This is a genomic window from Streptosporangium subroseum (assembly GCF_900188345.1).
Lineage (GTDB): Bacteria > Actinomycetota > Actinomycetes > Streptosporangiales > Streptosporangiaceae > Streptosporangium > Streptosporangium subroseum.
In genome coordinates this window covers 67,700-88,755 of the sequence record NZ_FZOD01000019.1, presented here as the reverse complement: position 1 = coordinate 88,755, position 21,056 = coordinate 67,700, and the positions used below count along the sequence as shown (strand labels likewise).

General features: G+C 68.8%; 22 protein-coding genes. 12 read left to right on the top strand and 10 right to left on the bottom strand.

Translation table 11 applies throughout. The features are described from left to right. Positions 1-10 precede the first annotated feature (10 nt). Positions 11-1,888 carry a molecular chaperone DnaK gene (dnaK, locus tag CHC08_RS20500; protein WP_089208938.1) on the bottom strand — a complete coding sequence of 626 codons (1,878 nt, stop codon included), beginning with the start codon at positions 1,886-1,888 and terminating at the stop codon, positions 11-13. A 193-nt stretch (positions 1,889-2,081) separates the two neighbouring features. Here dnaK and CHC08_RS20495 point away from each other — a divergent pair, with 193 nt between their 5' ends. Then, positions 2,082-2,660 carry an RNA polymerase sigma factor gene (locus CHC08_RS20495; protein WP_089208937.1) on the top strand — a complete coding sequence of 193 codons (579 nt, stop codon included), beginning with the start codon at positions 2,082-2,084 and terminating at the stop codon, positions 2,658-2,660. Continuing rightward, entirely contained in the window at positions 2,653-3,852 is a 1,200-nt protein-coding gene (locus tag CHC08_RS20490) for a CU044_5270 family protein (RefSeq protein ID WP_089208936.1), read from the top strand. Before CHC08_RS20495 ends, CHC08_RS20490 begins: the two co-directional genes overlap by 8 nt. Before the next feature lie 49 nt (positions 3,853-3,901). Here the strand turns inward: CHC08_RS20490 and CHC08_RS20485 are convergent, their stop codons facing one another. Then, positions 3,902-4,384: a hypothetical protein gene (locus tag CHC08_RS20485; RefSeq protein ID WP_089209010.1), complete on the bottom strand. Its 483-nt coding sequence runs from the start codon at positions 4,382-4,384 to the stop codon at positions 3,902-3,904. A gap of 37 nt (positions 4,385-4,421) precedes the next feature. Further along, a complete protein-coding gene (locus tag CHC08_RS20480) occupies positions 4,422-4,673 on the bottom strand; it encodes a type II toxin-antitoxin system VapB family antitoxin (RefSeq protein ID WP_089208935.1) in 252 nt (83 codons plus the stop codon). A 124-nt stretch (positions 4,674-4,797) separates the two neighbouring features. Here CHC08_RS20480 and proC point away from each other — a divergent pair, with 124 nt between their 5' ends. Next, positions 4,798-5,592: a pyrroline-5-carboxylate reductase gene (gene proC, locus CHC08_RS20475; protein ID WP_089208934.1), complete on the top strand. Its 795-nt coding sequence runs from the start codon at positions 4,798-4,800 to the stop codon at positions 5,590-5,592. A gap of 89 nt (positions 5,593-5,681) precedes the next feature. Beyond that, positions 5,682-6,920 (top strand): MFS transporter, encoded by a 1,239-nt coding sequence (locus CHC08_RS20470; RefSeq protein WP_089208933.1) that lies wholly within the window; start codon positions 5,682-5,684, stop codon positions 6,918-6,920. Between the two features lie 10 nt (positions 6,921-6,930). On the opposite strand, the gene CHC08_RS20465 is transcribed toward CHC08_RS20470, so the two are convergent. The 3 genes from CHC08_RS20465 to CHC08_RS52465 all read right to left on the bottom strand — a co-directional run bounded on the left by CHC08_RS20465 (position 6,931) and on the right by CHC08_RS52465 (position 9,912). Beyond that, complete coding sequence (locus CHC08_RS20465) at positions 6,931-7,695, bottom strand: hypothetical protein (RefSeq protein WP_089208932.1); 765 nt, start codon at positions 7,693-7,695, stop codon at positions 6,931-6,933. Then, positions 7,692-8,672 carry an ATP-binding cassette domain-containing protein gene (locus tag CHC08_RS20460; RefSeq protein ID WP_089208931.1) on the bottom strand — a complete coding sequence of 327 codons (981 nt, stop codon included), beginning with the start codon at positions 8,670-8,672 and terminating at the stop codon, positions 7,692-7,694. The genes CHC08_RS20465 and CHC08_RS20460 overlap by 4 nt, the downstream gene beginning before the upstream one ends. Positions 8,673-8,748: 76 nt before the next feature. After that, entirely contained in the window at positions 8,749-9,912 is a 1,164-nt protein-coding gene (locus CHC08_RS52465) for a sensor histidine kinase (RefSeq protein ID WP_089208930.1), read from the bottom strand. Between the two features lie 199 nt (positions 9,913-10,111). Between CHC08_RS52465 and CHC08_RS20450 the strand changes: the two genes are divergently transcribed. The 6 genes from CHC08_RS20450 (at position 10,112) to CHC08_RS20425 (ending at position 15,203) form a co-directional block, all read left to right on the top strand. Beyond that, positions 10,112-11,275 carry an acetoin utilization protein AcuC gene (locus CHC08_RS20450; protein ID WP_089208929.1) on the top strand — a complete coding sequence of 388 codons (1,164 nt, stop codon included), beginning with the start codon at positions 10,112-10,114 and terminating at the stop codon, positions 11,273-11,275. A gap of 162 nt (positions 11,276-11,437) precedes the next feature. Continuing rightward, positions 11,438-12,277 (top strand): phosphatase, encoded by an 840-nt coding sequence (locus tag CHC08_RS20445; RefSeq protein ID WP_089208928.1) that lies wholly within the window; start codon positions 11,438-11,440, stop codon positions 12,275-12,277. 322 nt (positions 12,278-12,599) lie between these two features. Next, positions 12,600-12,803: a helix-turn-helix domain-containing protein gene (locus tag CHC08_RS20440; protein WP_089208927.1), complete on the top strand. Its 204-nt coding sequence runs from the start codon at positions 12,600-12,602 to the stop codon at positions 12,801-12,803. Positions 12,804-13,084: 281 nt separating this feature from the next. Next, entirely contained in the window at positions 13,085-13,183 is a 99-nt protein-coding gene (locus CHC08_RS20435) for a 30S ribosomal protein bS22 (RefSeq protein WP_018654693.1), read from the top strand. A gap of 23 nt (positions 13,184-13,206) precedes the next feature. Then, the gene (locus tag CHC08_RS20430; RefSeq protein ID WP_089208926.1) at positions 13,207-14,235 is read left to right on the top strand and encodes an NAD-dependent epimerase/dehydratase family protein; all 1,029 of its coding nucleotides are present in this window, start codon (positions 13,207-13,209) and stop codon (positions 14,233-14,235) included. A 5-nt stretch (positions 14,236-14,240) separates the two neighbouring features. After that, the gene (locus CHC08_RS20425; RefSeq protein ID WP_089209009.1) at positions 14,241-15,203 is read left to right on the top strand and encodes a lysophospholipid acyltransferase family protein; all 963 of its coding nucleotides are present in this window, start codon (positions 14,241-14,243) and stop codon (positions 15,201-15,203) included. A 70-nt stretch (positions 15,204-15,273) separates the two neighbouring features. Here CHC08_RS20425 and CHC08_RS20420 read toward each other — a convergent pair whose 3' ends face one another. The 3 genes from CHC08_RS20420 to CHC08_RS20410 all read right to left on the bottom strand — a co-directional run bounded on the left by CHC08_RS20420 (position 15,274) and on the right by CHC08_RS20410 (position 17,677). Beyond that, the gene (locus CHC08_RS20420) at positions 15,274-16,137 is read right to left on the bottom strand and encodes an HAD family hydrolase (RefSeq protein WP_089208925.1); all 864 of its coding nucleotides are present in this window, start codon (positions 16,135-16,137) and stop codon (positions 15,274-15,276) included. Between the two features lie 105 nt (positions 16,138-16,242). Continuing rightward, positions 16,243-16,824: a DUF5667 domain-containing protein gene (locus CHC08_RS20415; RefSeq protein ID WP_143653289.1), complete on the bottom strand. Its 582-nt coding sequence runs from the start codon at positions 16,822-16,824 to the stop codon at positions 16,243-16,245. A 208-nt stretch (positions 16,825-17,032) separates the two neighbouring features. Beyond that, positions 17,033-17,677 (bottom strand): sigma-70 family RNA polymerase sigma factor, encoded by a 645-nt coding sequence (locus tag CHC08_RS20410; protein ID WP_089208923.1) that lies wholly within the window; start codon positions 17,675-17,677, stop codon positions 17,033-17,035. Between the two features lie 203 nt (positions 17,678-17,880). Between CHC08_RS20410 and CHC08_RS20405 the strand changes: the two genes are divergently transcribed. Further along, complete coding sequence (locus tag CHC08_RS20405; protein WP_143653288.1) at positions 17,881-19,746, top strand: antibiotic biosynthesis monooxygenase; 1,866 nt, start codon at positions 17,881-17,883, stop codon at positions 19,744-19,746. Here the strand turns inward: CHC08_RS20405 and CHC08_RS20400 are convergent. Then, positions 19,736-19,984, bottom strand: a complete 249-nt coding sequence (locus tag CHC08_RS20400; protein WP_089209008.1) for a glutaredoxin family protein — start codon at positions 19,982-19,984, stop codon at positions 19,736-19,738. The genes CHC08_RS20405 and CHC08_RS20400 overlap by 11 nt on opposite strands. 319 nt (positions 19,985-20,303) lie before the next feature. On the opposite strand from CHC08_RS20400, the gene CHC08_RS20395 reads away from it, so the two are divergent. Next, positions 20,304-21,011, top strand: coding sequence for a redox-sensing transcriptional repressor Rex (locus CHC08_RS20395; RefSeq protein ID WP_089208921.1), 708 nt, complete (start codon positions 20,304-20,306; stop codon positions 21,009-21,011). Positions 21,012-21,056 lie beyond the last annotated feature (45 nt).

The following is a 21,056-nucleotide window of genomic DNA, read 5'->3' as shown; positions in this document are numbered from 1 at the left end:
TCTCCGACCGTCACTTCTTGCCGTCTTCGCGCTTCGGCTCGTCGTCCACGATCTCGGCCTCGACCACATCGTCGTCCGCCTTCTGGCCGTCCGTGGTCTCGGCGTCGGTCGTGCCGGCCGGGCCTTCTGAGCCCTGCGCCTGAGCCTGAGCGTAGATCGCCGAACCCATCTTCTGGCTGACCGTGGCGAGCTTCTCCGCGGAGGCGCGGATCGCGGCCGAGTCGGTGCCCTCGAGTGTCTTCTTCAGCTCGGTGAGAGCGTCGTTGACCTCGGTCTTGATGTCGTCCGGAACCTTCTCGGCGTTCTCGCCGAGGAACTTCTCGGTCTGGTAGACGAGCGAGTCGGCGTTGTTGCGCGTCTCGGCCTCTTCGCGGCGCTGCTTGTCCTCTTCGGCGTAGGACTCGGCCTCGCGCATCATGCGCTCGATGTCGTCCTTCGGCAGCGCGGAGCCGCCGGTGATCGTCATCGTCTGCTCCTTGCCGGTGCCGAGGTCCTTGGCGGAGACGTTGACGATGCCGTTGGCGTCGATGTCGAAGGTGACCTCGACCTGCGGGATGCCGCGCGGCGCCGGGGCGATGCCGGTCAGCTCGAAGGTGGCCAGCTTCTTGTTGTAGGCCGCGATCTCACGCTCGCCCTGGTAGACCTGGATCTGCACCGACGGCTGGTTGTCCTCGGCCGTGGTGAAGACCTCGGAGCGCTTGGTCGGGATCGTGGTGTTGCGCTCGATGATCTTCGTGAAGATCCCGCCCTTGGTCTCGATGCCCAGCGACAGCGGGGTCACATCGAGCAGCAGGACGTCCTTGACCTCGCCCTTGAGCACGCCGGCCTGGAGGGCGGCGCCGATGGCCACGACCTCGTCCGGGTTGACGCCCTTGTTGGGCTCCTGGCCGGCGGTCAGACCCTTGACGAGGTCGACGACGGCGGGCATGCGGGTCGAGCCGCCGACGAGCACCACGTGGGCGATGTCGGAGACCTTGATCCCGGCGTCCTTGATGACCTGGTTGAACGGGCCCTTGCACCGCTCGAGCAGGTCGGCCGTGATCCGCTGGAACTCGGCGCGGGTGAGCTTCTCCTCCAGGTGGAGGGGGCCCTCGGCCGAAGCGGTGATGTAGGGCAGGTTGATGGAGGTCTCCGACTGGCTGGAGAGCTCGATCTTGGCCTTCTCAGCGGCCTCACGCAGGCGCTGAAGGGCCATCTTGTCCTTGGTCAGGTCGACGCCGTGCGCGTTCTTGAAACGGGTCGCGAGCTCGTCGACGACGCGCTGGTCCCAGTCGTCGCCACCGAGGTGGTTGTCGCCGCTGGTGGCCTTGACCTCGACGAAGCCGTGGCCGTCCTCCTGGCCGACGTCGAGCAGGGACACGTCGAAGGTGCCGCCGCCGAGGTCGAAGACGAGGATGGTCTCGTCCTTCTCCTTGTCGAGGCCGTAGGCGAGCGCCGCAGCGGTGGGCTCGTTGATGATGCGGAGCACGTTGAGGCCGGCGATGGTGCCGGCTTCCTGGGTCGCCTGACGCTGGGCGTCGTTGAAGTAAGCCGGGACGGTGATCACCGCGTCGGTGATCTTCTCGCCCAGGTAGGCCTCGGCGTCCTGCTTGAGCTTCTGCAGAACGAAGGCGCTGATCTGCTGCGGGGAGAACTTCTTGCCGTCGATCTCGACGGACCAGTTCGTGCCCATCTCCCGCTTGACCGAACGGATCGTCCGGTCCACGTTGGTGACGGCCTGTCGCTTGGCGACCTCGCCGACAAGAACCTCGCCGTTCTTCGCAAAGGCGACCACAGACGGGGTGGTCCGCGAGCCCTGCGCGTTGGCGATGACGGTGGGCTCACCGCCCTCGAGGATCGAGACGACGGAGTTGGTCGTCCCCAGGTCGATACCTACCGCACGTGCCATGAGTACGTCCTTGTAGTCAAAGTTGAGTCGATGCGACTCATACTGGAGTCTCGAGTGACGTTTGTCAAACGACTTGAGTCTAGTGGGCTCAACCTTCGTTCGCGTGAAAGCATTCCCGGCTTCCGGGCAACAAGGGACGTCTCCCGGCGCGGCCGGGGGACGCCTTCTGTCCCCCTACAACGAAGGAAAGCGCATGATCGCTCCCCCTGATCTCGGGCCGCGGCCCGAGATCGGCGAGTGGTCGCCACGCGACGATTTCGACCGGGTGTTCAACGCCCACTTCGCCGAGATCCATCGCTACATCGCGCGGCGCCTGGACGTCAACGCCGCCGACGACCTCGCGGCCGACACCTTCCTCGCCGCCTTCCGCGACCGCGACCGCTTCGACGCCGCCCGGGGCGGGGTCCGGCCCTGGCTGTACGGCATCGCCACCAACATCCTGGCCAGGCACCGCCGGAGCGAGGTACGCCGGTGGAGGGCGCTCAGCCGGTCCGGGACGGACGAGCGCGTGGAGAGCCACGAGAGCGTCGTCGCCACCAAGATCGCCGCCGGGCAGGTGACGGGCCGGCTCGCGGGGGCGCTGGCCGGTCTCGCCAAGCGCGACCGCGACGTGGTCCTGCTCGTCGCCCTCGCCGAGCTCACCCACGCCGAGGTGGCCGCCGCCCTCGGCATCCCGTACGGGACCGTGGCGTCCCGTCTGAACCGGGCGCGCAAACAGCTCCGCAGGGCGCTGGGCGACGTCAACCCGCTGAAGGAGGCCCACGATGGATGAGATCACCCTGCTGGAGTCCTCGCTGCCGGACGCGCCGCCGCCCGCGCCCGAGGTCGTCGCCCGCGCCCGTGCCCGCCTGGCCGCCCACGAGGTACGGCGTCGCCCCCGCCACACCTGGGCACTGATCATCGGAGCCGCCACGGCCACCGCCGCCGTCGTCACCGCCGCCGCCCTGGCCGCGACCCTCCTAGCCCACGCGCCGGCCCCCGTGTCGACTCCCGTGTCGGCCTCGGCCTCGCCGACACCGAGGAGCGGCACGCGACTGCTTCTGGAACTCGCGGACAGGGTGGAGAGGCTGCCCGTCGAGACCGGTGCCTACTGGAGGACGCGGACCCTCTCCAGGGAGCCGCTGCCGATGGGCCCGGCCTCCGCCCGCTACTTGATCGCCTCCACGCTGGACATGCGCGAGTGGGCCCCGGCCAAGCCCGGGGCGCATTCCGTCCAGGAGATACGGTCGACGGGTTATGAGCCGCTCACCTCGCGGGATGAGCGGATCTGGCGTGAGCAGGGCTCTCCGAAGCAGTGGAAGGTGCCGGCCGGATGCACACCACCGAAACCCTCCGTCTGCGAGCAGACCATCACCGGCGGTGGGAGAACCCCTCCCGGGTTCATGTTCGGGGTGTCTGCCAAAGGGCTGATCTTGGATCACTCCGTGTCCTCCTTCACCCTCGCGGATTTGGCGGCTCTCCCTGCCGATCCGGCTCTTTTGAGGAAGCGCCTGGCCGGATATCACGCGGCACAGGTGAAGCGGGGCATCAAGGCACTCTCCAAGGACAGCTTTGAGGAATTCCTCGTGGAAGCCGTGCCGGACATGCTCGGGCTGCCGGTCCGTCCCGCCGTCCGGGCGACGCTGCTCCGGATGTACGCGGAACTGCCCGGAGGCGTGGCCGTCCGCGAGACCGTCGATTCGCTGGGCCGCTCCGCCCTCGCGGTCGATCTCCGCGACAACGAACTGCGAGAGACCACCCAGCTTGAGTTCGGCGGCCATGATGTCCCGGTCACGCATGAGACCCTCCTGGACTCTCTGACCGGTAGGAGAATCGGTGCGCGGTATCTCACGGTGCGCGTGGAGGACGGGTTTCCGAAGGGCACGGCGCTCATCGACAACACCGTCAGCGAGGTGGGCTGGACCGACGAGCGGCCGGTGCTTCCTCCCGGCTGCCACCTGAAGGGCAACGGCGTCTGCCACTGACCCGGTGAAACCGGCGGTACGGCTCCCGCGCGTCGCGAGCCGTACCGGCTCAGGGCTTGGCGCCGTCGACGATCTTGCGGTGGCCGAGGGGCTTCTTGAGCTTGACGGTCGTCACCTTCTGGATGGCGATCTCGATGCAGGCGACGTTCTGGACCTTGCTGCTCGGGCCCTCCCAGAGGGTGACGGTCACCTTCTTGGAGGTCTCGCGCACGGTGACCCGGTCGAGCACGTTGCAGGGCTCGACCCCGGACCACCAGACGACCCGCAGACTCCGGCGGTCCTTCGACGGCGTGGCCTTCAACCACCTGACCTTGCGGGGATTGTCGGTGTGTCCCTCGGGTTTGGTCGGTTTGGGAGTGCCCCCCGTGGGCTCGGTCTGGGGCGCCACCGTGTGGCTCACCGGCTGAGAGGGGGCGGCCTGGGACGGAACCGCCTGTGAGGGAGCGGCGCCCGTGGTGGTCACGGCGCTGGGTTCGGTGCCGCAGCCCGCGGCCAGCAGCAGGCTTCCGGCCAGAAGAGAGGTCACGATCATACGCATGCCCCTACAACGGATCGGAGCCGCAGGAGGTTCAGGGAAGCCTGATGTCGCGCTGCCGGACCTCGGTCATGACCGCCCGGCGTGCCTTTGCCGCTTTCGCCGCATCGTCGAACTCTCCTCTGGCTGCGCGGGCGGAGAGGGCCTCCAGCGCCTCGATGCGCTTCACGCGAGCCACATACTCCCGAAGGGCGGTGTTCACCGCGTCCTCCTTGACGGTGGTACCCAGTATCCGCATCGCCTCGGCGAGGATGTCGTCGTCGAGATCGATCCGAGTGACGCTCATGTCATTCCTCCCGCGCCGACAACCTCTATCCAGCGCCACTCTCGCTTTTCCCGAATGATTTCGCAGGGAGAAGGGGCCGATAGGCTGCGAGGAGTTTCCGCCTTCCTGATTTCGAGGTGTTCCCATGATCGCGATTCTTGGAACCGGCAAGATGGGCGAGGCGCTCCTGTCGGGGCTGCTGCGGGCCGGGTTCAAGCCTGGCGACGTGCTGGCGACCGCGCGGCGCACGGAGCGCGCCAAGGATCTCGAAGAGCGGTACGGCGTGCGGACGGTCTCCAACGCGGAGGCCGCCAAGAGCGCCGACACGATCATCCTCGCGGTCAAGCCGCAGGACATGGCCTCCCTGCTGGGCGAGATCGCCCCGCACGTCCCGGCGGACCTCCTGGTGATCTCGGCGGCGGCGGGCATCACGACCTCGTTCGTGGAGTCGCGCCTGGGCGCCGACATCCCGGTGGTCAGGGTGATGTCCAACACGCCGGTGCTGGTGGACGAGGCGATGAGCGTGATCTCGGCGGGCGCCCACGCCTCCGAGGAGCACCTCAAGCGCACCGAGGACCTGCTGCGGCCGGTCGGCAAGGTGCTGCGCATCCCCGAGTCCCAGCAGGACGCCGCCACCGCGCTGTCGGGCAGCGGCCCCGCCTACTTCTTCTACCTCGTCGAGGCCATGGTCGACGCGGGCATCCTGCTCGGCATGCCCCGCGCCGCGGCCCTCGACATGGTCACCCAGTCGATCGTCGGGGCGGCCATCATGCTCCGCGACTCGGGCGAGCACCCGGTGATCCTCCGCGAGGCGGTCACCTCTCCCGGCGGCACCACCATCGCGGCCATCGCCGAGTTGGAGCGGCACAGCGTCCGCGCGGCCTTCCTGGCCGCCATCGAGGCCGCCAGGAACCGCGGGCGCGAGCTCGCCGAGGGCTGACCCCGCCCTCCGTTCGCACCCCCCTCTATTAGGAAACTTTCCTACATAGGGCATCATTTCCACGGGACTTCGGTGGGAATGGGGTAGTCGTGGCGCAAGCCGTACACGCTGACGAGCAGCGGGAACAGGTGGGATCCGCGGTCTGGTCGCGGAGTTTCACCCTGTTCTTCACCGCGCGGTCCGTCTCCATGCTCGGCGCCGCGATGGTCCCGTTCGCCACGGCGATCGGCGTGGGCGGGCTCGGGTACGGCTCGACCGGGGTGGGGCTCGCGCTGGCCGCGTGGATGGCGCCCTTCGCGGTGCTCATCCTGTTCGGCGGGGTATTCGCCGACAAATTCACGCCGCGCCGCATGATGATCGGCGCCGACACGGTCCGGGTGGTGACCCAGGGGACCAGCGCGGCGCTGTTCATCTTCGGTCATCCGCAGCTCTGGCAGATCCTGGTCATCGCCGCGGTCAACGGCGTCGCCGCCGCCATGTACCAGCCCGGAGTCTCCAGTACGGTCCCGCGCGTGGCCAGGGACGTGCAGAAGGCCAACGCCACCCTGCGGGTCTCCGAGGCGATCATGCTGCTGGCCGGGCCGGGCGTCGCGGGCGCCATCGTCGGCTTCGCGGGCGTCGGGATCGTCTTCGCCATCGACGCCGCCGGGTTCGCGACCAGCGCGGTCTGCCTGCTCCTCCTGCGCCTCCCCGCGGTCGCCTCCCCGCCCGCGAAGGAGTCGATGTGGCGCAACCTGCGCGGCGGCTGGCAGGAGTTCCGGTCCAGGACCTGGATGTGGTCGGTGATCCTGGTCTGGGCGGTCTTCGGCGTCACCCTGTTCGGCCCGATGATCCCGCTGGGCTCGGTGCTGGTCACCAAGCAGCTCAGCGAGGCCGCCTACGGCCTGGTCATGTCCGCCTCCGGCGCCGGCACCGTCGTCGGCGGCCTGGTCGCGATGCGGATCCGCCCGGGGCGGCCGCTGATGGCCGGGGCGATCGGCCTGTTCGGCTTCGCGCTGGAACCGCTGTCCATCGCCGGCGCGCTGCCGCTCCCGGTCATGATGGCCGCGCACGCGATCGGCGGGGCGGGCTGGGCGTTCTGGTCGGTCATGTGGGCCACGAGCATCCAGACCCAGGTGCCGGCGGAGGCGCTCAACCGTGTCACCGCCTACGAGGTCGCCGGATCCACCCTGTTCGTCCCGGTCGGCCAGGTGCTCGCCGGCCCGGTCGCCGAGGTGGTGGGGGCGCAGGAACTGCTGACCGTCTCCTCGATCGTGGCGGTCGCCGGCTGCACCACCCTGCTCCTGGTGCCCGCCATCCGGGGCCTGCGCAGGGCGGCCCCGGCCTGACCGGGCGGCTTCAGGCGTCACGGCGATTCATCAGGACCGCGGCGGCGATCATCGTCACCGCGATCCAGGCGCAGTACACGCCGAACCCGGTCCACGGTCCCAGCGCCCCCTCGGCCGTCCGCGTGGCCATGATCTGCTGACCGGCGTTGACGGTGACGTACCGGCCCCAGCCGCCGGGCAGCGCGGACGCCATCGGGGGCAGGACGAAGATCAGGCCGATGACCGCGACGATCGCCCCCGCCGCGTGCCGGATCAGCGCGCCGACCGCCAGCCCGAACAGGCCGCTCGCCGTCAGGTAGAGCCCGGTCCCCAGGACGGCGCGGAGCACGCCGGGATCCCCCAGGGACGCCTGTGAGCCGGTGGGCGCCAGCAGTGCCTGGCCGGCGAGGAAGGACACGAGCGACGCTCCCGCGGTCACGGTGAGGACCGTGACCGTGAGGACCGCGGCCTTGGCCGCCAGCACGTGCAACCGCCGGGGCACCGCCAGGAACGTCGTACGGATCATGCCCGTCCGGTATTCGCCGCTGATCACCAGCACGCCGAGCGCCGCCGCGGCCAGTGCCGCGAAGCCGGCGCCGAACAGGCTGATCGACGTGGCGTCGAACGAGGCCGCTATCTGGGGGGCCAGGTTGTCCCACGACGCGGCCATGATCGCCGAGAACACCGCGCCGCCGGCGATCATCAGCGCCGCCGTGGCGAGCAGTGTCCACATCGTGGAACGCACCGAGCGCATCTTGGTCCATTCGCCGAGCAGTATCCCGTTCATGCTGTTCATGCCGTCGGTCCTTCCGCTGTGTACTGCGCGCTGTCCCTGGTCAGTTCCATGTAGGCCGCCTCCAGCGTCGGCTGGACGAGCGTCACCTCGTGCAGCGCGATCCCGGCCGCCGCGGCCACCTCGCCGATCTCCGCCGCCGTCATGCCCGTCACCCGCAGGTGGTCTCCGTGCGACTCCACCGCCGAGCCCGCGGGCGGTTCCACCGTCAACGCCGAGTCCCTCGACGGCCTCACAGCCACCGCGGAGTTCCCGGACGGCTTCGCCGACAGGAGCGCCGCGAGCTCGGCCGATCTCGGCGAGCCCACCCGGACGTAGGACTGCGAGCTGCGGTCGATGAACGCCCCCGTTCCCGAGTCGGCGATGAGCCTGCCCCGGCCGATCACGATCAGGTGGTCGGCGGTCTGGGCCATCTCGCTCATCAGGTGGCTGGAGACGAAGACCGTGCGGCCCTCGGCCGCCAGTTTCCGCATCAGCGTGCGGATCCACAGGATGCCCTCGGGATCCAGCCCGTTCACCGGCTCGTCGAACAGCAGCACCTCCGGGTCGCCGAGCATCGCCGCGGCGATGCCGAGCCGCTGGGACATGCCCAGGGAGAATCCGCCGATCCGCCGCCCGGCCACCTCCGCGAGGCCGACCAGGTCCAGGACCTCCCCGATCCGCGAGGCCGGGATCGAGTTCCCCTGCGCCAGGCAGAGCAGGTGGTCGCGGGCCGTGCGCCCGCCGTGGACGGCCTTGGCGTCCAGCAGCGCGCCGACCTTGCGCAGCGGGTGTCGCAGCTCGCGGTACGGCGAGCCGTCGATGTGGACCGCGCCCTTCGTCGGCCGGTCGAGCCCGAGGACCATTCTCATGGTGGTCGACTTGCCCGCGCCGTTGGGCCCGAGGAAACCGGTCACCCGGCCGCTCTCCACGGTGAACGACAGCTCGTCCACGGCGACGGTCGGGCCGTACCGTTTTGTGAGTTCCGTTGCTCGAATCATGATTCCAGCCTCGCCGCGCCCCGGCCGGATATCCTCCGCCCCGCGAAGGGTCCTCACCCTGGGAGCAGGGTACGGCTCACGCCCCCGGCTGGGCCTCCGCTCCCAGGCTCGCGGCTCCGGGCAGCGGGAACCGGGCGTGCACCCCGAAGCCGCCTTCGCGCCGGGGCCCGGTCCGCAGCTCGCCCCCGGACAACGCCACCCGCTCGGCCATGCCGACCAGCCCGAACCCGCCGCCCGGAGCCGCCCTGGCGCCCAGGCCGTCGTCCAGGACCTCCACCTCGACCGCGTCCGGCAGATAGGTGAGCCGCACGCTGGAACGGGCGCCCCGAGCGTGCCTGCGCGTGTTGGTGAGGGACTCCTGGACGATCCTGTAGATCGCGTGGTCCACGACCGAGGGCAGCGCCACCGCCTCCCCGGTCACCTCCAGCCGCGCGGGCAGCCCGGCGCTCGCGGCCTGCCTGACCAGTTCCGGCAGCGCCGCGGCCCCGACGCCCGCCTGGTTCTCCGGTTGCTCGCCGTCTTCGGCGCGGAGCACGTGCAGGAGCCGGCGCATCTCCGTCATCGCGGTCCGCGCCGTCCGCTCGGCCGTGAGCAGGGTCTCCTGAGCCTTGCCGGGGTCGGCCGGCACCGTCGTCCTGGCCGCGCCCATGAGCACGGTGATCACGCTGATGTGGTGGGCCACGACGTCGTGCAGCTCGCGGGCGATGCGACGGCGCTCGGCCCGCACCGCGTTCTCGGCCGCCTCGCGCTGCCCGCGCTGCCTGAGCTCTCCCCGGAACCGGATGTACTGACCCAGCCCGACGTAGATGAACGCCCCCAGCACGGGGACGGTCTGGTTCCCCGGCAGCGGGGGGACGACCAGCACCATGCCGGTCAGGTAGGTGCAGGCGCCGGCGCCCGCGAGGAGCCAGGCCGTCCGGTTCGGGGCGTGACGGCCCGCGCTGTAGAGGGCGACGACGCCGGGCGTGGTGCCCGGGCCGTCGACGCCGGCGGCGACGCCCGCGAGGTCCAGGGCCAGGGTGACCATCACGACGGCGGCGGGCCGGCTCCGCCGCGCGAGGAGGGCCAGGCAGCCGGCCGCGGCGATCGCGCCGCCGATGATCTGGCCCCGTGGGTCACCCAGATGGGAACGGAGCATCGCCGATCCCTCCAGCAGGAGGACCAGCCCGGCGAGCAGCGCGTCCTGGACGCGGGGGCGCTTGAGGAATCGCCATGCGGCGCGGGGGGCGTGCAAGCGCATGCCTCGACCGTACGGCACGCCGTACGCCCGCGAAGGGTGTCGCTTTTAACGGAATAAGTCCAGATATTTCGCTCAGATCAAAACGACCTTCTCCTCCATGAAGGCCGTGTAAACCGGCTTCCGAATTCGTGCGGTAACGTCGGCCGAAAGCGGGGAAGATCGAGGTCTGTCGGGACACGCCGCCGAACGGGAGGGATCCATGAGCCGATCCGTGCGGGTCGTCTGGGACGATGCGCTCACCTCCTACGACTTCGGGCCCGGGCATCCGCTCGCGCCCGTCCGTGTCGAGCTGACCATGGCGCTGGCCAGGGAGCTCGGCGTGCTGGATCGGGTCGAGCTGACCGGGTGCGCGCCCGCCACCGACGAAGAGCTGGCACTCGTCCACAAGCGTGACTACATCGAGGCCGTCAAGTGGGTCTCCGCGACGGGACGGCCCGACCTGTCCCACGGGCTCGGCACCGCGGACAACCCCGCCTTCGCCGGGGTTCACGAGGCGTCCGCGCTGATCACCGGTGCCACCCTGGAGGCGGCCCGCTCGGTGTGGACAGGTGAGGCCGAGCACGCGGTGAACGTCGCGGGCGGCCTGCATCACGCGATGGCCGCCACGGCGAGCGGGTTCTGCGTCTACAACGACCCGGCGGCGGCGATCGCCTGGCTGCTGGCCCAGGGGGCCTCCAGGATCGCGTACGTGGACGTGGACGTGCACCACGGGGACGGCGTCCAGTCGTTGTTCTACGACGACCCGAGGGTGCTCACCATCAGCCTCCACGAGAGCCCTCGCACGCTCTTCCCCGGCACTGGTTTCCCTCAGGAGACCGGCGCGGAGGGGACCGCGGTCAACGTGGCCCTGCCCGCCGGATGCGGCGACAGCGGCTGGCTGAGGGCCTTCCACGCGGTGGTGCCGCAACTGCTGCGGGAGTTCGCCCCCGAGATCCTGGTCACCCAGCACGGCTGCGACAGCCATGCCCTGGACCCGCTGGCCAACCTGATGCTCAGCGTGGACGGCCAGCGCACCGCGTACGAGGCGCTGCACAGGTTCGCCCACGAGACCGCGGGCGGGCGGTGGATCGTCACCGGCGGCGGAGGGTACGAGCTGGTGCAGGTCGTGCCCCGGGCGTGGACCCACCTGATCGCCGAGGTCTCGGGGCACCCGATCGATCCCGCCACCGCCACCCCCGAGGCATGGCGCCGGTTTGTCAAGGAGCGGACCGGGCAGACGGCACCGTTGACACTGACCGATGGCAGGCATCCGGAATTTCGTGATTTCTCTACTGGTTATGACCCAGCAGACGGGATCGATCGGGCCATCATGGCGACCAGAAACGCCGTCTTTCCCTTCCACGGACTGGATCCCCTCCCCTAGCCACCGGATCCGCCGGCGGACCGGTCCCGGGGCCTCGGAGGCCCCGGGAAAGCAGGGGCGGCAAGGCGGGCCCGCGAGGGAGACCACCGGTCGCCGGCGCCCGAGTCGCGATGCGCGGTGTCGCAGTCAGAGCGGCGTCGCAACTGAAAAGAGGATGAGCGGATGAGCGACGAGCGAGGTCAGCGGCTGTCGGTGCTCGCGACGGGACAGGACGCATCGCCGTCGACGATCGACGACCTTCGCGAGCACCTGATCCGCACCCGTATCGCCGGTGAGGTGGCGACCAGCCGGGAGAACAACCTGGACCACTACCGGTCGCTGGCCAACCGGGACCCCCACCACATGTTCGGGCTGACGCCGGACGGCAGATGGTCCTACAGGGACGTGCTGGAGCTGATGGCCAAGTCCGCCGGCGTGGTGGCCGACCCCGGTCACCGCGAGGGCCAGGACACCATCGACCCCGACCGCACGATCGAGGCGACCGAGCGGATGGGCGACGTGATCGCCGGCGTGCTCCGGGGCGGGAATCCCCGGATCCTGATCGCCACCGGGCATCCCACCGGCCTGCTCACCGTTCACATGGCCCTCGCACGGCTGGTGCGGGAGCGCGGCGCCACGTTGATGAGCACGGCCGAGGGCTGGTCCTACTGGGGCAACGGGTTCGGCCGCAAGCGCAAGGTCCGCTACATGGACGACGTCGCGATGCTGGACGACCGGGGCGCCTTCGTGCACACCCACGACCCTGCCCCGATGCGGGCCATGATCGCCGAATTCGGCGACGAACGTCCCGACCTGGTCATCGCCGATCACGGCTGGGCCGGTGCGGCCGGTGAGGCGGGGATCCTCACGGTCGGATTCGCCGACAGCAACGACCCCGCACTCTTCGTCGGGGAGGCGGAAGGCAAGATCGCGGTGACCGTCCCGCTCGATGACAACGTGCTGCCCAGATATTACGAACCGCTGACGCACCACTTGGTAGAGAGGGTCGTGCGAGCCCTCTGAGACGGGGGATGCGCAAATTGGGTCATCCCTATACGGGCTTTTCGCGCCTGCATTCCACGTAGCTCGCCGACCGTTTGCCAACTTTTTGATGATTGTGGGCGACTCTAATAGGAGACAGTTGGTCCGTTCCAAGATCAAGGCGAGGGGCACGGTCCGGCTGCTGGCCAGCGATTTCATCCGTTTCGCTGACATGGGGCTACGTAGGTTGAGAAAATAGGGGGTTTGCGCACTCGGAGTCCCGACTTACGCTGACGGCAGTACACGTGCGTGAGCAATGGCACCAGTGGGGATAACCCGGAAACACGTGCGGAAGAGGCGTCCGATGGGTGCAGGCGAAAGACCTCTCAGCGAGGTGAAGTTCCTGACGGTGGCAGAAGTGGCCGCTGTCATGAGGGTGTCCAAGATGACTGTGTACCGACTCGTGCATTCGGGCGAGCTGCCGGCCATCCGGGTCGGTCGATCCTTCCGAGTGCCCGAGCAGAAGGTGCACGACTATCTCAGGGATGCCTACATCGAGGCGGGTTGAAGCAGGGGGACCTCGACACATTGTGCCGAGTGGCCGGAGAGCGACGAGCCGGCCGCGAGGCAACGAGGAGTGGTGAGTGGCTTGCGGATGCCGCTCCTCCCGGTCCGAACCGGTATGTGACGGGCTCGTGCTTCTCTGAGGTAGCGACGTCATGACGTCGTGAGTTCAAGTGCCCGGGGTCTCCCAGGGGCGATCTACCGTGGATCGCCGGTAGGCTGTTGACCCGGTGTGTGTTCGCGCACCGGTTTAACAATCTCGGCTACCAGCTACCTGGGGGTCCCGTGGGCTCTGTGATCAAGAAGCGCCGTAAGCGCATGGCGAAGAAGAAGCACCGCAAGCTTCTGAAGAAGACCCGTATTCAGCGGCGTAACAAGAAGTAGTAACGCGGACTTGCGAGGCGCCGATGACCCACACCGTGCTTGTCACCGGGGTCTCGCGCCACATCGGCGCCCGAGTGGCGAGCGTTCTCGCGGCTGACCCGGACATCGACCGGGTCATCGGAGTAGATACGGTGCCGCCGCCCTCGCTCTCACGTGATGGCGGCGTACCTCTCGGCCGGACGGAGTTCGTCCGCGTCGATCTACGCAGCCCCGACATCGCTCAGGTGATCGCGGCCGCCGACATCGACACCGTCGTTCACATGAGTCTGGTGAGCGCTCCTCCCCGGAGCGGCGGCCGGGCGCTCATGAAAGAGCACAACGTCATAGGCACCATGCAACTGCTCGGTGCCTGTCAGCGGTCCGCGACGGTTCGCCGTGTTGTCGTGCGCTCGACCACCGCGGTGTACGGCTCGTCGTCGCACGACCCGGCTGTCTTCACCGAGGACGCCGAGCCGGGCGAGCCGCCGACTCACGGCTATGCCAAGGACGCCTCCGAGGTGGAGGGCTACGTCCGCGGCTTCGCCAGGCGTCGGCGTGACGTGGCAGTGTCGACGCTCAGGTTCGCCAACTTCATGGGACCCGGCGTCGACTCCCCACTGACCCGTTACTTCACCCAGCCCCTCCTGCCGACCGTCTTCGGCTTCGACCCCCGGCTGCAGTTCGTCCACGAGGACGACGCGGTCGAGGTCCTCCGGCGGATGGCGACGGAGGATCATCCCGGCACGTTCAACGTGTCCGGGGACGGCGTGCTGCTCCTGTCGCAGTGCGCTCGCAGGGCCGGCCTGCTCTCGCTGCCCGTGCCCTCTTCCGCGTTCCGTCTCATGGGCGAGCTCGCCCGCGGTGCGGGACTCGTCGATTTCTCTCCCGAGCAGCTCCGCCTGATGTGTCACGGCCGCGTGGTGGACACCACCCTGCTGGCCACGGCACTCGGCTGGAAGCCCAAGTTCTCCACCGCCGCCGCCTTCGAGGATTTCGTCCGCGCGCGCGACCTGGCCGGCGGGCTCCCCGCGGCCGTGACGGATCTGTTGTTCCAGGCGGTGGCGTCGAGGTGACCGAGATGGCAGGCGAACCCGGGCATCCGGAGGACGCCGAGGTGATTCCCATCACCCGGGCCCGTTCCTCCCGGGAGCCGTCCCAGGAGCCTTCCCCCGAGTCCTTCCCCGAGCTCCCGCCCGCCGATGACGACCGCCTCGCTGAGTTTCTGGCCTTCCTGCGGCGTCGCCTCTCGGGCGAGTACGAGGTCGACGAGTTCGGATTCGACCGGGAGCTCACCGACAAGGTGCTGCTGGAGCTGATCCGCCCGCTGTACCGGCGCTGGTTCCGCGTCGAGACCGTCGGCATGCGGAACGTGCCGGACGACTCGGGCGCCCTCATCGTGGCCAACCACTCGGGCACCGTTCCGCTCGACGGGCTCATGCTCCAGGTCGCCCTGCACGACGATCACCCCGAGCGCCGCGCGATCCGGCTCCTCGGCGCGGACCTGGTCTACAAGCTTCCGGTGCTCGGTCACCTGTCACGCAAGACCGGGCACACCCTGGCCTGTCGCGAGGACGCCGACCGCCTGCTCCGCAAGGGCGAGCTCGTCGGGGTCTTCCCCGAGGGCTTCAAGGGCGTCGGCAAGCCGTTCTCCGAGCGCTACAAGCTGCAGCGTTTCGGCCGCGGCGGCTTTGTCGCCTCGGCCATCCGGGCCGGAGTCCCGATCGTTCCCTGTTCCATCGTGGGAGCCGAGGAGATCTACCCCAAGATCGGCGAACTGCGCTTCCTGGCCAGAACCCTCGGCCTGCCGTACCTGCCGATCACCCCGCTGTTCCCCTGGTTCGGGCTTCTGGGGCTGGTCCCGCTCCCGTCGAAATGGATGATCGGCTTCGGCGAGCCCATCCGCACCGACCAGTTCGACCCCTCCGAGGCGGACGATCCTATGCTGGTCTTCAACCTCACCGACCAGATCCGCGAGGTCATCCAGCAACAGCTGGACGAGCTCCGTCTCCAGCGCGGTCACGCCTTCCCGCCCTTCTTCTGAGCGCGCCGTACGGGGCCGGCCTTCTGAGCGCGTCGTAGGGGGCTGCCTTCTGAGCGCGCCGTACGAGGGCTCAGCCGCGGTAGTGGCGGCGCAGGGCGATGGCGGCGGCGACGCCACCGGCGATGGCCCCGGCGCTCGCGGCGATGGGCAGAGCGATCATCGTGGCCCTCCGACCGGTACGGAAGTCCATGATGTCCCAATTGCGCTCTTTTGCGTAGTAGCGCAGCTCGGCATCGGGGTTGATCGCGGTGGCGTGGCCGACCAGCGAGAGCAGCGGCAGGTCGTTGGCCGAGTCGCTGTAGGCGTGGCAGCGGGACAGGTCGAGGCCCTCCATGCGGGCCAGGGCCCGGACCGCCTCCGCCTTGGCGGGGCCGTGGAGCAGGTCGCCCACCAGGCGGCCGGTGTAGACGCCGTCCTTCGTCTCGGACACGGTGCCGAGGGCGCCGGTCAGGCCGAGGCGCTGGGCGATCACACGGGCGAGTTCCACCGGGGTCGCGGTGACCAGCCAGACGCGCTGCCCGGCGTCCAGGTGGCTCTGGGCGAGGGCGCGGGTGCCGGGCCAGATCCGGTCGGCCATGGCCTCGTCGAAGATCTCCTCGCCGAGCCGGACGATCTCCTCCACCCTGCTGCCCGCCACGAACGCCAGAGCGGTCTCCCTGGCCTGGGCGATGTGATCGGGATTCTCGTTGCCCCGGACCCGGAAAACCGCCTGGCCGAGCGCGAACTTGAGCAGGTCCCTGCTGGTGAACAGTCCGCGTGAGGCGAGGCCCCGGGCGAAATGGTAGATGGAGGCGCCGCGCATCATGGTGTTGTCGACGTCGAAAAAGGCGGCGGTCGTCGGGTCGGGCTCGGCCATCGGCATCGCGACAGCTGCCGCGGCCGCCACCTCTCCAGCTATTTCCGCTTCGCCACGCCGTCGTAGTAGCCGCCTCATAGCACCTCAGCTTAACTGGCATGTGCGGGTGAAATCGGTATACGTCGTGTTAGCGGAGTGTGACGTCTTGGCGGAGTGAGAGATCACCGGAGCCATCGGGACAGGTTAATTGGGCGCGGCCAGGCCGTCGATGTAGGTGAGGTAGCCGTTGGCCTTTTTTTGATCCTCCGCGTCCATTCTTGGAAGCATTCCCTCGATCTGGTGGCGTTGCTTCTGGACAAAGCGCTTCAACTCTCCGGCGCTCTTCGCATCGCGGCGCCGTACCTGCGTGAGGGAGGTGACCGCGGAGCGGGTGGTCTCCTCCATCGCCTGGAGGGTCTCCCCGATCAGATCGTTCTTGCCCTGGTTGGAGCCCAGGAGTTCCTCGACCTCCTGGGCGCGGGTCTCCGCGTAGTCGAAGGAGCGGTCGGCCCGCTCGGCGTCGTCGCTGCTCAGGTGGAACAGGGTGCTCTCGGCGGCGCGTTTGAGCGGATAGAAGGTGTCTCCGGGCATCGACTCGTAGGTCAGTATCCCCGCCATGACCATCGAAACCGCCAACGTCGCGCACAGCAGCCGGGAGAACAGGCCCGCACGAGGCCTCGGCCGCGAGGGGAGGACCTGCCGCTCCTGGAGTTCCTCCTCCGGGGGCATCTCCATGAGCTGCTCCCGGAGCCGGGCACGGAACTCCAGGCGGGGGCCGCCTGCCATGCGGGCACCAAGCCGCGACACGCGATTTTGGATGCGCGCCTGCGACCGCCGCGAGATTCCGGGCAGCCACTTACCCATGAACTCTCCCTGCCGCCCCCAGAGCATGATCTATCGATACCACTTGCCTAACGACGACCTGGCACGCCAGGTTACGCGATACCTCACCATCGGCATGGTGAGCCGTCCCGGGCACGGTCCAAGGGAGTCATCAGCTGAGATCTGGGGGAAGCGCACGAGCGAGCGCCCGGATCGCACGGAACTGAAGTGCCTTGATCGCTCCACTCTTCTTGCCCATGATGAGCGCGGTCTCCGCCAGGGACATGCCGTGAAGGAAACGCAGGACGACGCACTCCTGCTGCTCGGGACCGAGGTCGCGGACAGCACTGAGCACCCGGTCGCTGACCATCGCGGTGACGACGGCGTTCTCCGGGATGTGCGGGCCGTCGAGCGGGGTGTCGATCACCTCGGCCGTCGAAACCTCAAGGCGGTACCTGCCGGACTTGAAGTGATCGGTGATCAAGTTCCTGGCGATGGTCACGAGCCATGCCCCGAAATCACGTCCTTGCCAGGTGAAGTCGGCGATTCGGCGAAGCGCGCGGAGGAAGGTCTCGCTCGTGAGATCCTCGGCCAGCGGGTGTGAGCCGACCCGGAAGTAGACGTAGCGGTAGACCAGGTTCAGATATCGGTCATAGAGCGTGCCAAATGCCTCCGTGTCTCCGGTTTTGGCACGCAGAACAAGCCTCCGGAGGTCATCCGAGGCGTCCTCGCGTACGGCGAGCTCATTACTGCGGACGGGCTGGGCCACCCCGGCAGTAGCGGGGAGGGGTCCGGCAAGCGGCCACGTGTCTGGCATCCGGTATCCCTGAGGGGAAGGGGGTACGGCGTGCTCGATCACTCTAGAAATGAACCGGTAATTCCACAATCCACTTGGGTCCGTCGTGACTGGGGGTAATCGACGGATACGGTGTGGGGCCGGTTGTTTCGGGCCGGTCCGGGGAGCCGACTATGAGTTCGGCTACCGGTTAGGGGGTAATGTCCGGCAGCATTGGAGACACCATGGAAGTCCTCGTCGCTGTCATCGCCCTCGCCGGTGCACTGCTCGCAGCCATCGCCACCGTCGCTCTCATCGCCAGGCTCCGTAGTGAGCCCAAGGGTTGGCTGATCGCCTGGAGTGTCACAACGGCGTCGCTCTTCGTGTCACTCGGGGTAATCGCCGCTGGTTACCTGCTTGCATTCGGACCGGCAACATTCCGCATTTACCAGCTGACCGGATCTCTGCTGGCCCCCATGTGGCTGGCCGTCGGGGTCGTTCAGCTGCTGGCACGGAAGTCTGCGGCCAGGTTCGCCTCCTGGCTTCTGGGGGTGGCCTTCACCCTCATCGCCGCGGTGATCATGATGGTCGATCCGCTCCTGGCGGAGAAGTCCTTCACCAAGGAGCTTCCGACCGCGAGCCTTCACTGGGGCCTGCCGCCGTCCTATCTGCTCTTCGCGGTCCATGCGGTGGTCGGGATCGGCCTGCTGGCCGGCCTCGTGCTCGCGGTCGTGCGCTGGCGCGGTGGTGACGACTACGACGCCGACAACATGCACGCCTTGCTGGTGCTCGCTCCCACGGGCCTCGCCCTCGTCGGATCCGTAAGTTTTAAAGTGCCCGGAATGTTCGGCGCGCTTTTACTCTGCGTGACAGCCGCCGCCGTCTGGTACGCCGTTCTCCGCCCGCTCGCGCCCTACGAGGACGAAGACGAGGATGAGGACGGGGACGACTGGGAGACCCGGCCTCCGGTCTCCCGCCGCCAGACCCCCGATCAGCCGGCCCGGGACGTACAGGTCGCGGGCCGCCGCCTCCTGCCGGAGGAGTCCTCCAGCCGCTCCGGCCTCGGCGACCTGGTCGCCGAGTATCGCGCGGGCGAGCAGGACGTCGACTACGCGGCGCGGATGCAGCAGCAGCCTCCGCCCGGCGACAGGTTCGGCGGTCCCGCCACCGGGATGTTCATGGCGGGCGAGTACGGCATGCCGCTCGGCGACACGCCTCCCGGCCCCTCCGCCGGCAACGACTTCACCCAGCGCCCCCCCACGACCGGCCAGTTCGGCATGCCGTCCGCCGACCCCGCGACCGGTGAGTACAACGTCCCGCTCAACGAGTTCGGCATGCCGGCGAGCCCCTCCGCGGGCAGGCCCGCGGGGCCGGGCACCGGCGAGTACGGCAGACCGGCCAGACCGGGCACCGGCGAGTACGGCAGACCGGCCGGACCGGGCACCGGCGAGTTCGGCAGGCCCGTGGGGCCCGCCACCGGCGAGTTCGCCATGCCCGACCCGTCCGGCGGACGGCCAGGCAGCCTCCAGCCCATGCCCGCCGACCAGGCCTTCGGCGGCGCACCCGTCTACGATCCCGCCGCGGAGCAGGGGCTCGGCGGTCCGCCCGGTTACGCCGGTTCCCGAGGGTACGGTCAGGGCGCCGAGCAGGGACAGGGACGCGGTTCTCGCGGTTACGGCCAGGTCGCCGAGCAGGGATACGGCGGCGTGCCCTCCACCGGTGCGATGTATCCGGGCCCGGGGGGAATGATCGAGCAGCCGGGTGGTTCCGGCCGGATCTCACCCAGCATCTTCGGCATGCTGACGGTGTTCACCCTGATCGACGGCACCGGCGAGATGTTCAACCGGCTGGCCGAGGAGACGGTCGAGGCCGTCCGCGGCGCCGAGCCCGACACGCTGATCTACGCCTGCCACTCGGTGAAGTCGGCGCCGCTCCAGCGCATCGTCTACGAGCTCTATCGCGACGAGGTCGCCTACACCGAGCACCAGCGCCAGCCCCACGTGGAGCGTTTTGTCAGGGAGCGGCAGACCATGGTGCTCGCCACCAACGTGATCGAGCTCGATGTGAACGCCGCCAAGGTGGTGCCGCTCCCGACGGTCTTCAGGCGTTGAGCGCGGCGCGCAGACGATTCTCGTCCACGCGCCAGAAGTCGTGCTGGACGCCGTCGATCAGGGTGACCGGGATCATCTCCCCGTAGGCGGCCTGGTCGTCCTCGGAGGCGGTGATGTCGCGTTCGTCCCAGGGGACGCCAAGCTCCATGGCGACCCGCTCGACCACCGCCCGGGCGTCGTCGCACAGGTGGCAGCCGGGTTTGCCGAGCAATGTGATGCGATGGTCTCGCGGTGACATGACCGCCACGGTAGCCGAATCCCGGGGCCGGACCGGCGATCCGGGGCCGTGACCCGAACCGAGGAGAACGGGGAGGCCACCGGTGACAGGTGGCGCGCCGGCCCATCGGCCGACGTCCTGACCAGCGGAGGAATGGAGAACCTGACCGGGATCTCCATCAAGATCCGGTCTGCGCCTCGACGGGCATCGCCACCGATGTTGTGCATACTCACTTTGTGCATCGGTTCACAAAGGGACTAACCTGGATGTCAGTGGCCTCACCTCGTCATCCGTCGCGTCCGGGTCGCGCCGGACGCCTGTCCCCCTGGAGCTTCGGCACGTGATTCGCCGTCTGTCCCAAGCTCGCGAACGTGGCATACCCGAGGCGACCGTCGCCCGGCTGCCGCTCTATCTGCGAGCCCTGAACGGCATGGCTGAACGGGGGCTGGCGACAGTGAGCTCCGAAGACCTCGCCGTCGCCGCGGGCGTCAACTCGGCGAAACTCCGCAAAGACCTCTCCCATCTGGGTTCCTACGGCACCCGCGGGGTCGGCTACGACGTCGAATACCTCGTCTACCAGATCTCCCGCGAGCTGGGCCTGACCCAGGACTGGGCCGTGGCCATCGTCGGAGTGGGTAACCTCGGGCGTGCGCTCGCCAACTACGGCGGGTTCGTCTCCCGCGGATTCCGGGTCGCGGCGCTCCTCGACGCCGACCCCGAAGTGGTGGGCGACCACATAGCGGGATTGAATGTGGAGCACATCGACGAGCTGGAAGCCGTGATCAGGCGGCGGGGAGTGTCGATCGTGGTGCTCGCGACACCGGCGGCGGCGGCACAGCAGGTGGCCGAGCGGGTCATCGCCGTGGGGGTCACCAGCATCCTGAACTTCGCTCCTGTCGTACTTGCCGTGCCTGAAGGCGTCGATATCCGTAAAGTCGACCTATCAATTGAATTGCAGATCCTTGCGTTCCACGAGCAGCGCAAAACGGATCGAATGACTGGGGGGCCCGCGATGGCCGAGGAGTGGCCCGAGGCGGTGGACTTGTGAACGAGTACGGCGAGCGAGCCGGTGGACGTGAACACAGCATCTCCC

Excerpts from the sequence above, each read along its gene's own strand:
- dnaK (WP_089208938.1), bottom strand. The coding sequence starts at position 1,888 with ATGGCACGTGCGGTAGGTATCGACCTGGGGACGACCAACTCCGTCGTC.
- CHC08_RS20495 (WP_089208937.1), top strand. The coding sequence starts at position 2,082 with ATGATCGCTCCCCCTGATCTCGGGCCGCGGCCCGAGATCGGCGAGTGG.
- CHC08_RS20490 (WP_089208936.1), top strand. The coding sequence starts at position 2,653 with ATGGATGAGATCACCCTGCTGGAGTCCTCGCTGCCGGACGCGCCGCCG.
- CHC08_RS20485 (WP_089209010.1), bottom strand. The coding sequence starts at position 4,384 with ATGATCGTGACCTCTCTTCTGGCCGGAAGCCTGCTGCTGGCCGCGGGC.
- CHC08_RS20480 (WP_089208935.1), bottom strand. The coding sequence starts at position 4,673 with ATGAGCGTCACTCGGATCGATCTCGACGACGACATCCTCGCCGAGGCG.
- proC (WP_089208934.1), top strand. The coding sequence starts at position 4,798 with ATGATCGCGATTCTTGGAACCGGCAAGATGGGCGAGGCGCTCCTGTCG.
- CHC08_RS20465 (WP_089208932.1), bottom strand. The coding sequence starts at position 7,695 with ATGAACAGCATGAACGGGATACTGCTCGGCGAATGGACCAAGATGCGC.
- CHC08_RS20460 (WP_089208931.1), bottom strand. The coding sequence starts at position 8,672 with ATGATTCGAGCAACGGAACTCACAAAACGGTACGGCCCGACCGTCGCC.
- CHC08_RS52465 (WP_089208930.1), bottom strand. The coding sequence starts at position 9,912 with ATGCGCTTGCACGCCCCCCGCGCCGCATGGCGATTCCTCAAGCGCCCC.
- CHC08_RS20450 (WP_089208929.1), top strand. The coding sequence starts at position 10,112 with ATGAGCCGATCCGTGCGGGTCGTCTGGGACGATGCGCTCACCTCCTAC.
- CHC08_RS20445 (WP_089208928.1), top strand. The coding sequence starts at position 11,438 with ATGAGCGACGAGCGAGGTCAGCGGCTGTCGGTGCTCGCGACGGGACAG.
- CHC08_RS20440 (WP_089208927.1), top strand. The coding sequence starts at position 12,600 with ATGGGTGCAGGCGAAAGACCTCTCAGCGAGGTGAAGTTCCTGACGGTG.
- CHC08_RS20430 (WP_089208926.1), top strand. The coding sequence starts at position 13,207 with ATGACCCACACCGTGCTTGTCACCGGGGTCTCGCGCCACATCGGCGCC.
- CHC08_RS20425 (WP_089209009.1), top strand. The coding sequence starts at position 14,241 with ATGGCAGGCGAACCCGGGCATCCGGAGGACGCCGAGGTGATTCCCATC.
- CHC08_RS20420 (WP_089208925.1), bottom strand. The coding sequence starts at position 16,137 with ATGAGGCGGCTACTACGACGGCGTGGCGAAGCGGAAATAGCTGGAGAG.
- CHC08_RS20415 (WP_143653289.1), bottom strand. The coding sequence starts at position 16,824 with ATGGCAGGCGGCCCCCGCCTGGAGTTCCGTGCCCGGCTCCGGGAGCAG.
- CHC08_RS20410 (WP_089208923.1), bottom strand. The coding sequence starts at position 17,677 with ATGCCAGACACGTGGCCGCTTGCCGGACCCCTCCCCGCTACTGCCGGG.
- CHC08_RS20405 (WP_143653288.1), top strand. The coding sequence starts at position 17,881 with ATGGAAGTCCTCGTCGCTGTCATCGCCCTCGCCGGTGCACTGCTCGCA.
- CHC08_RS20400 (WP_089209008.1), bottom strand. The coding sequence starts at position 19,984 with ATGTCACCGCGAGACCATCGCATCACATTGCTCGGCAAACCCGGCTGC.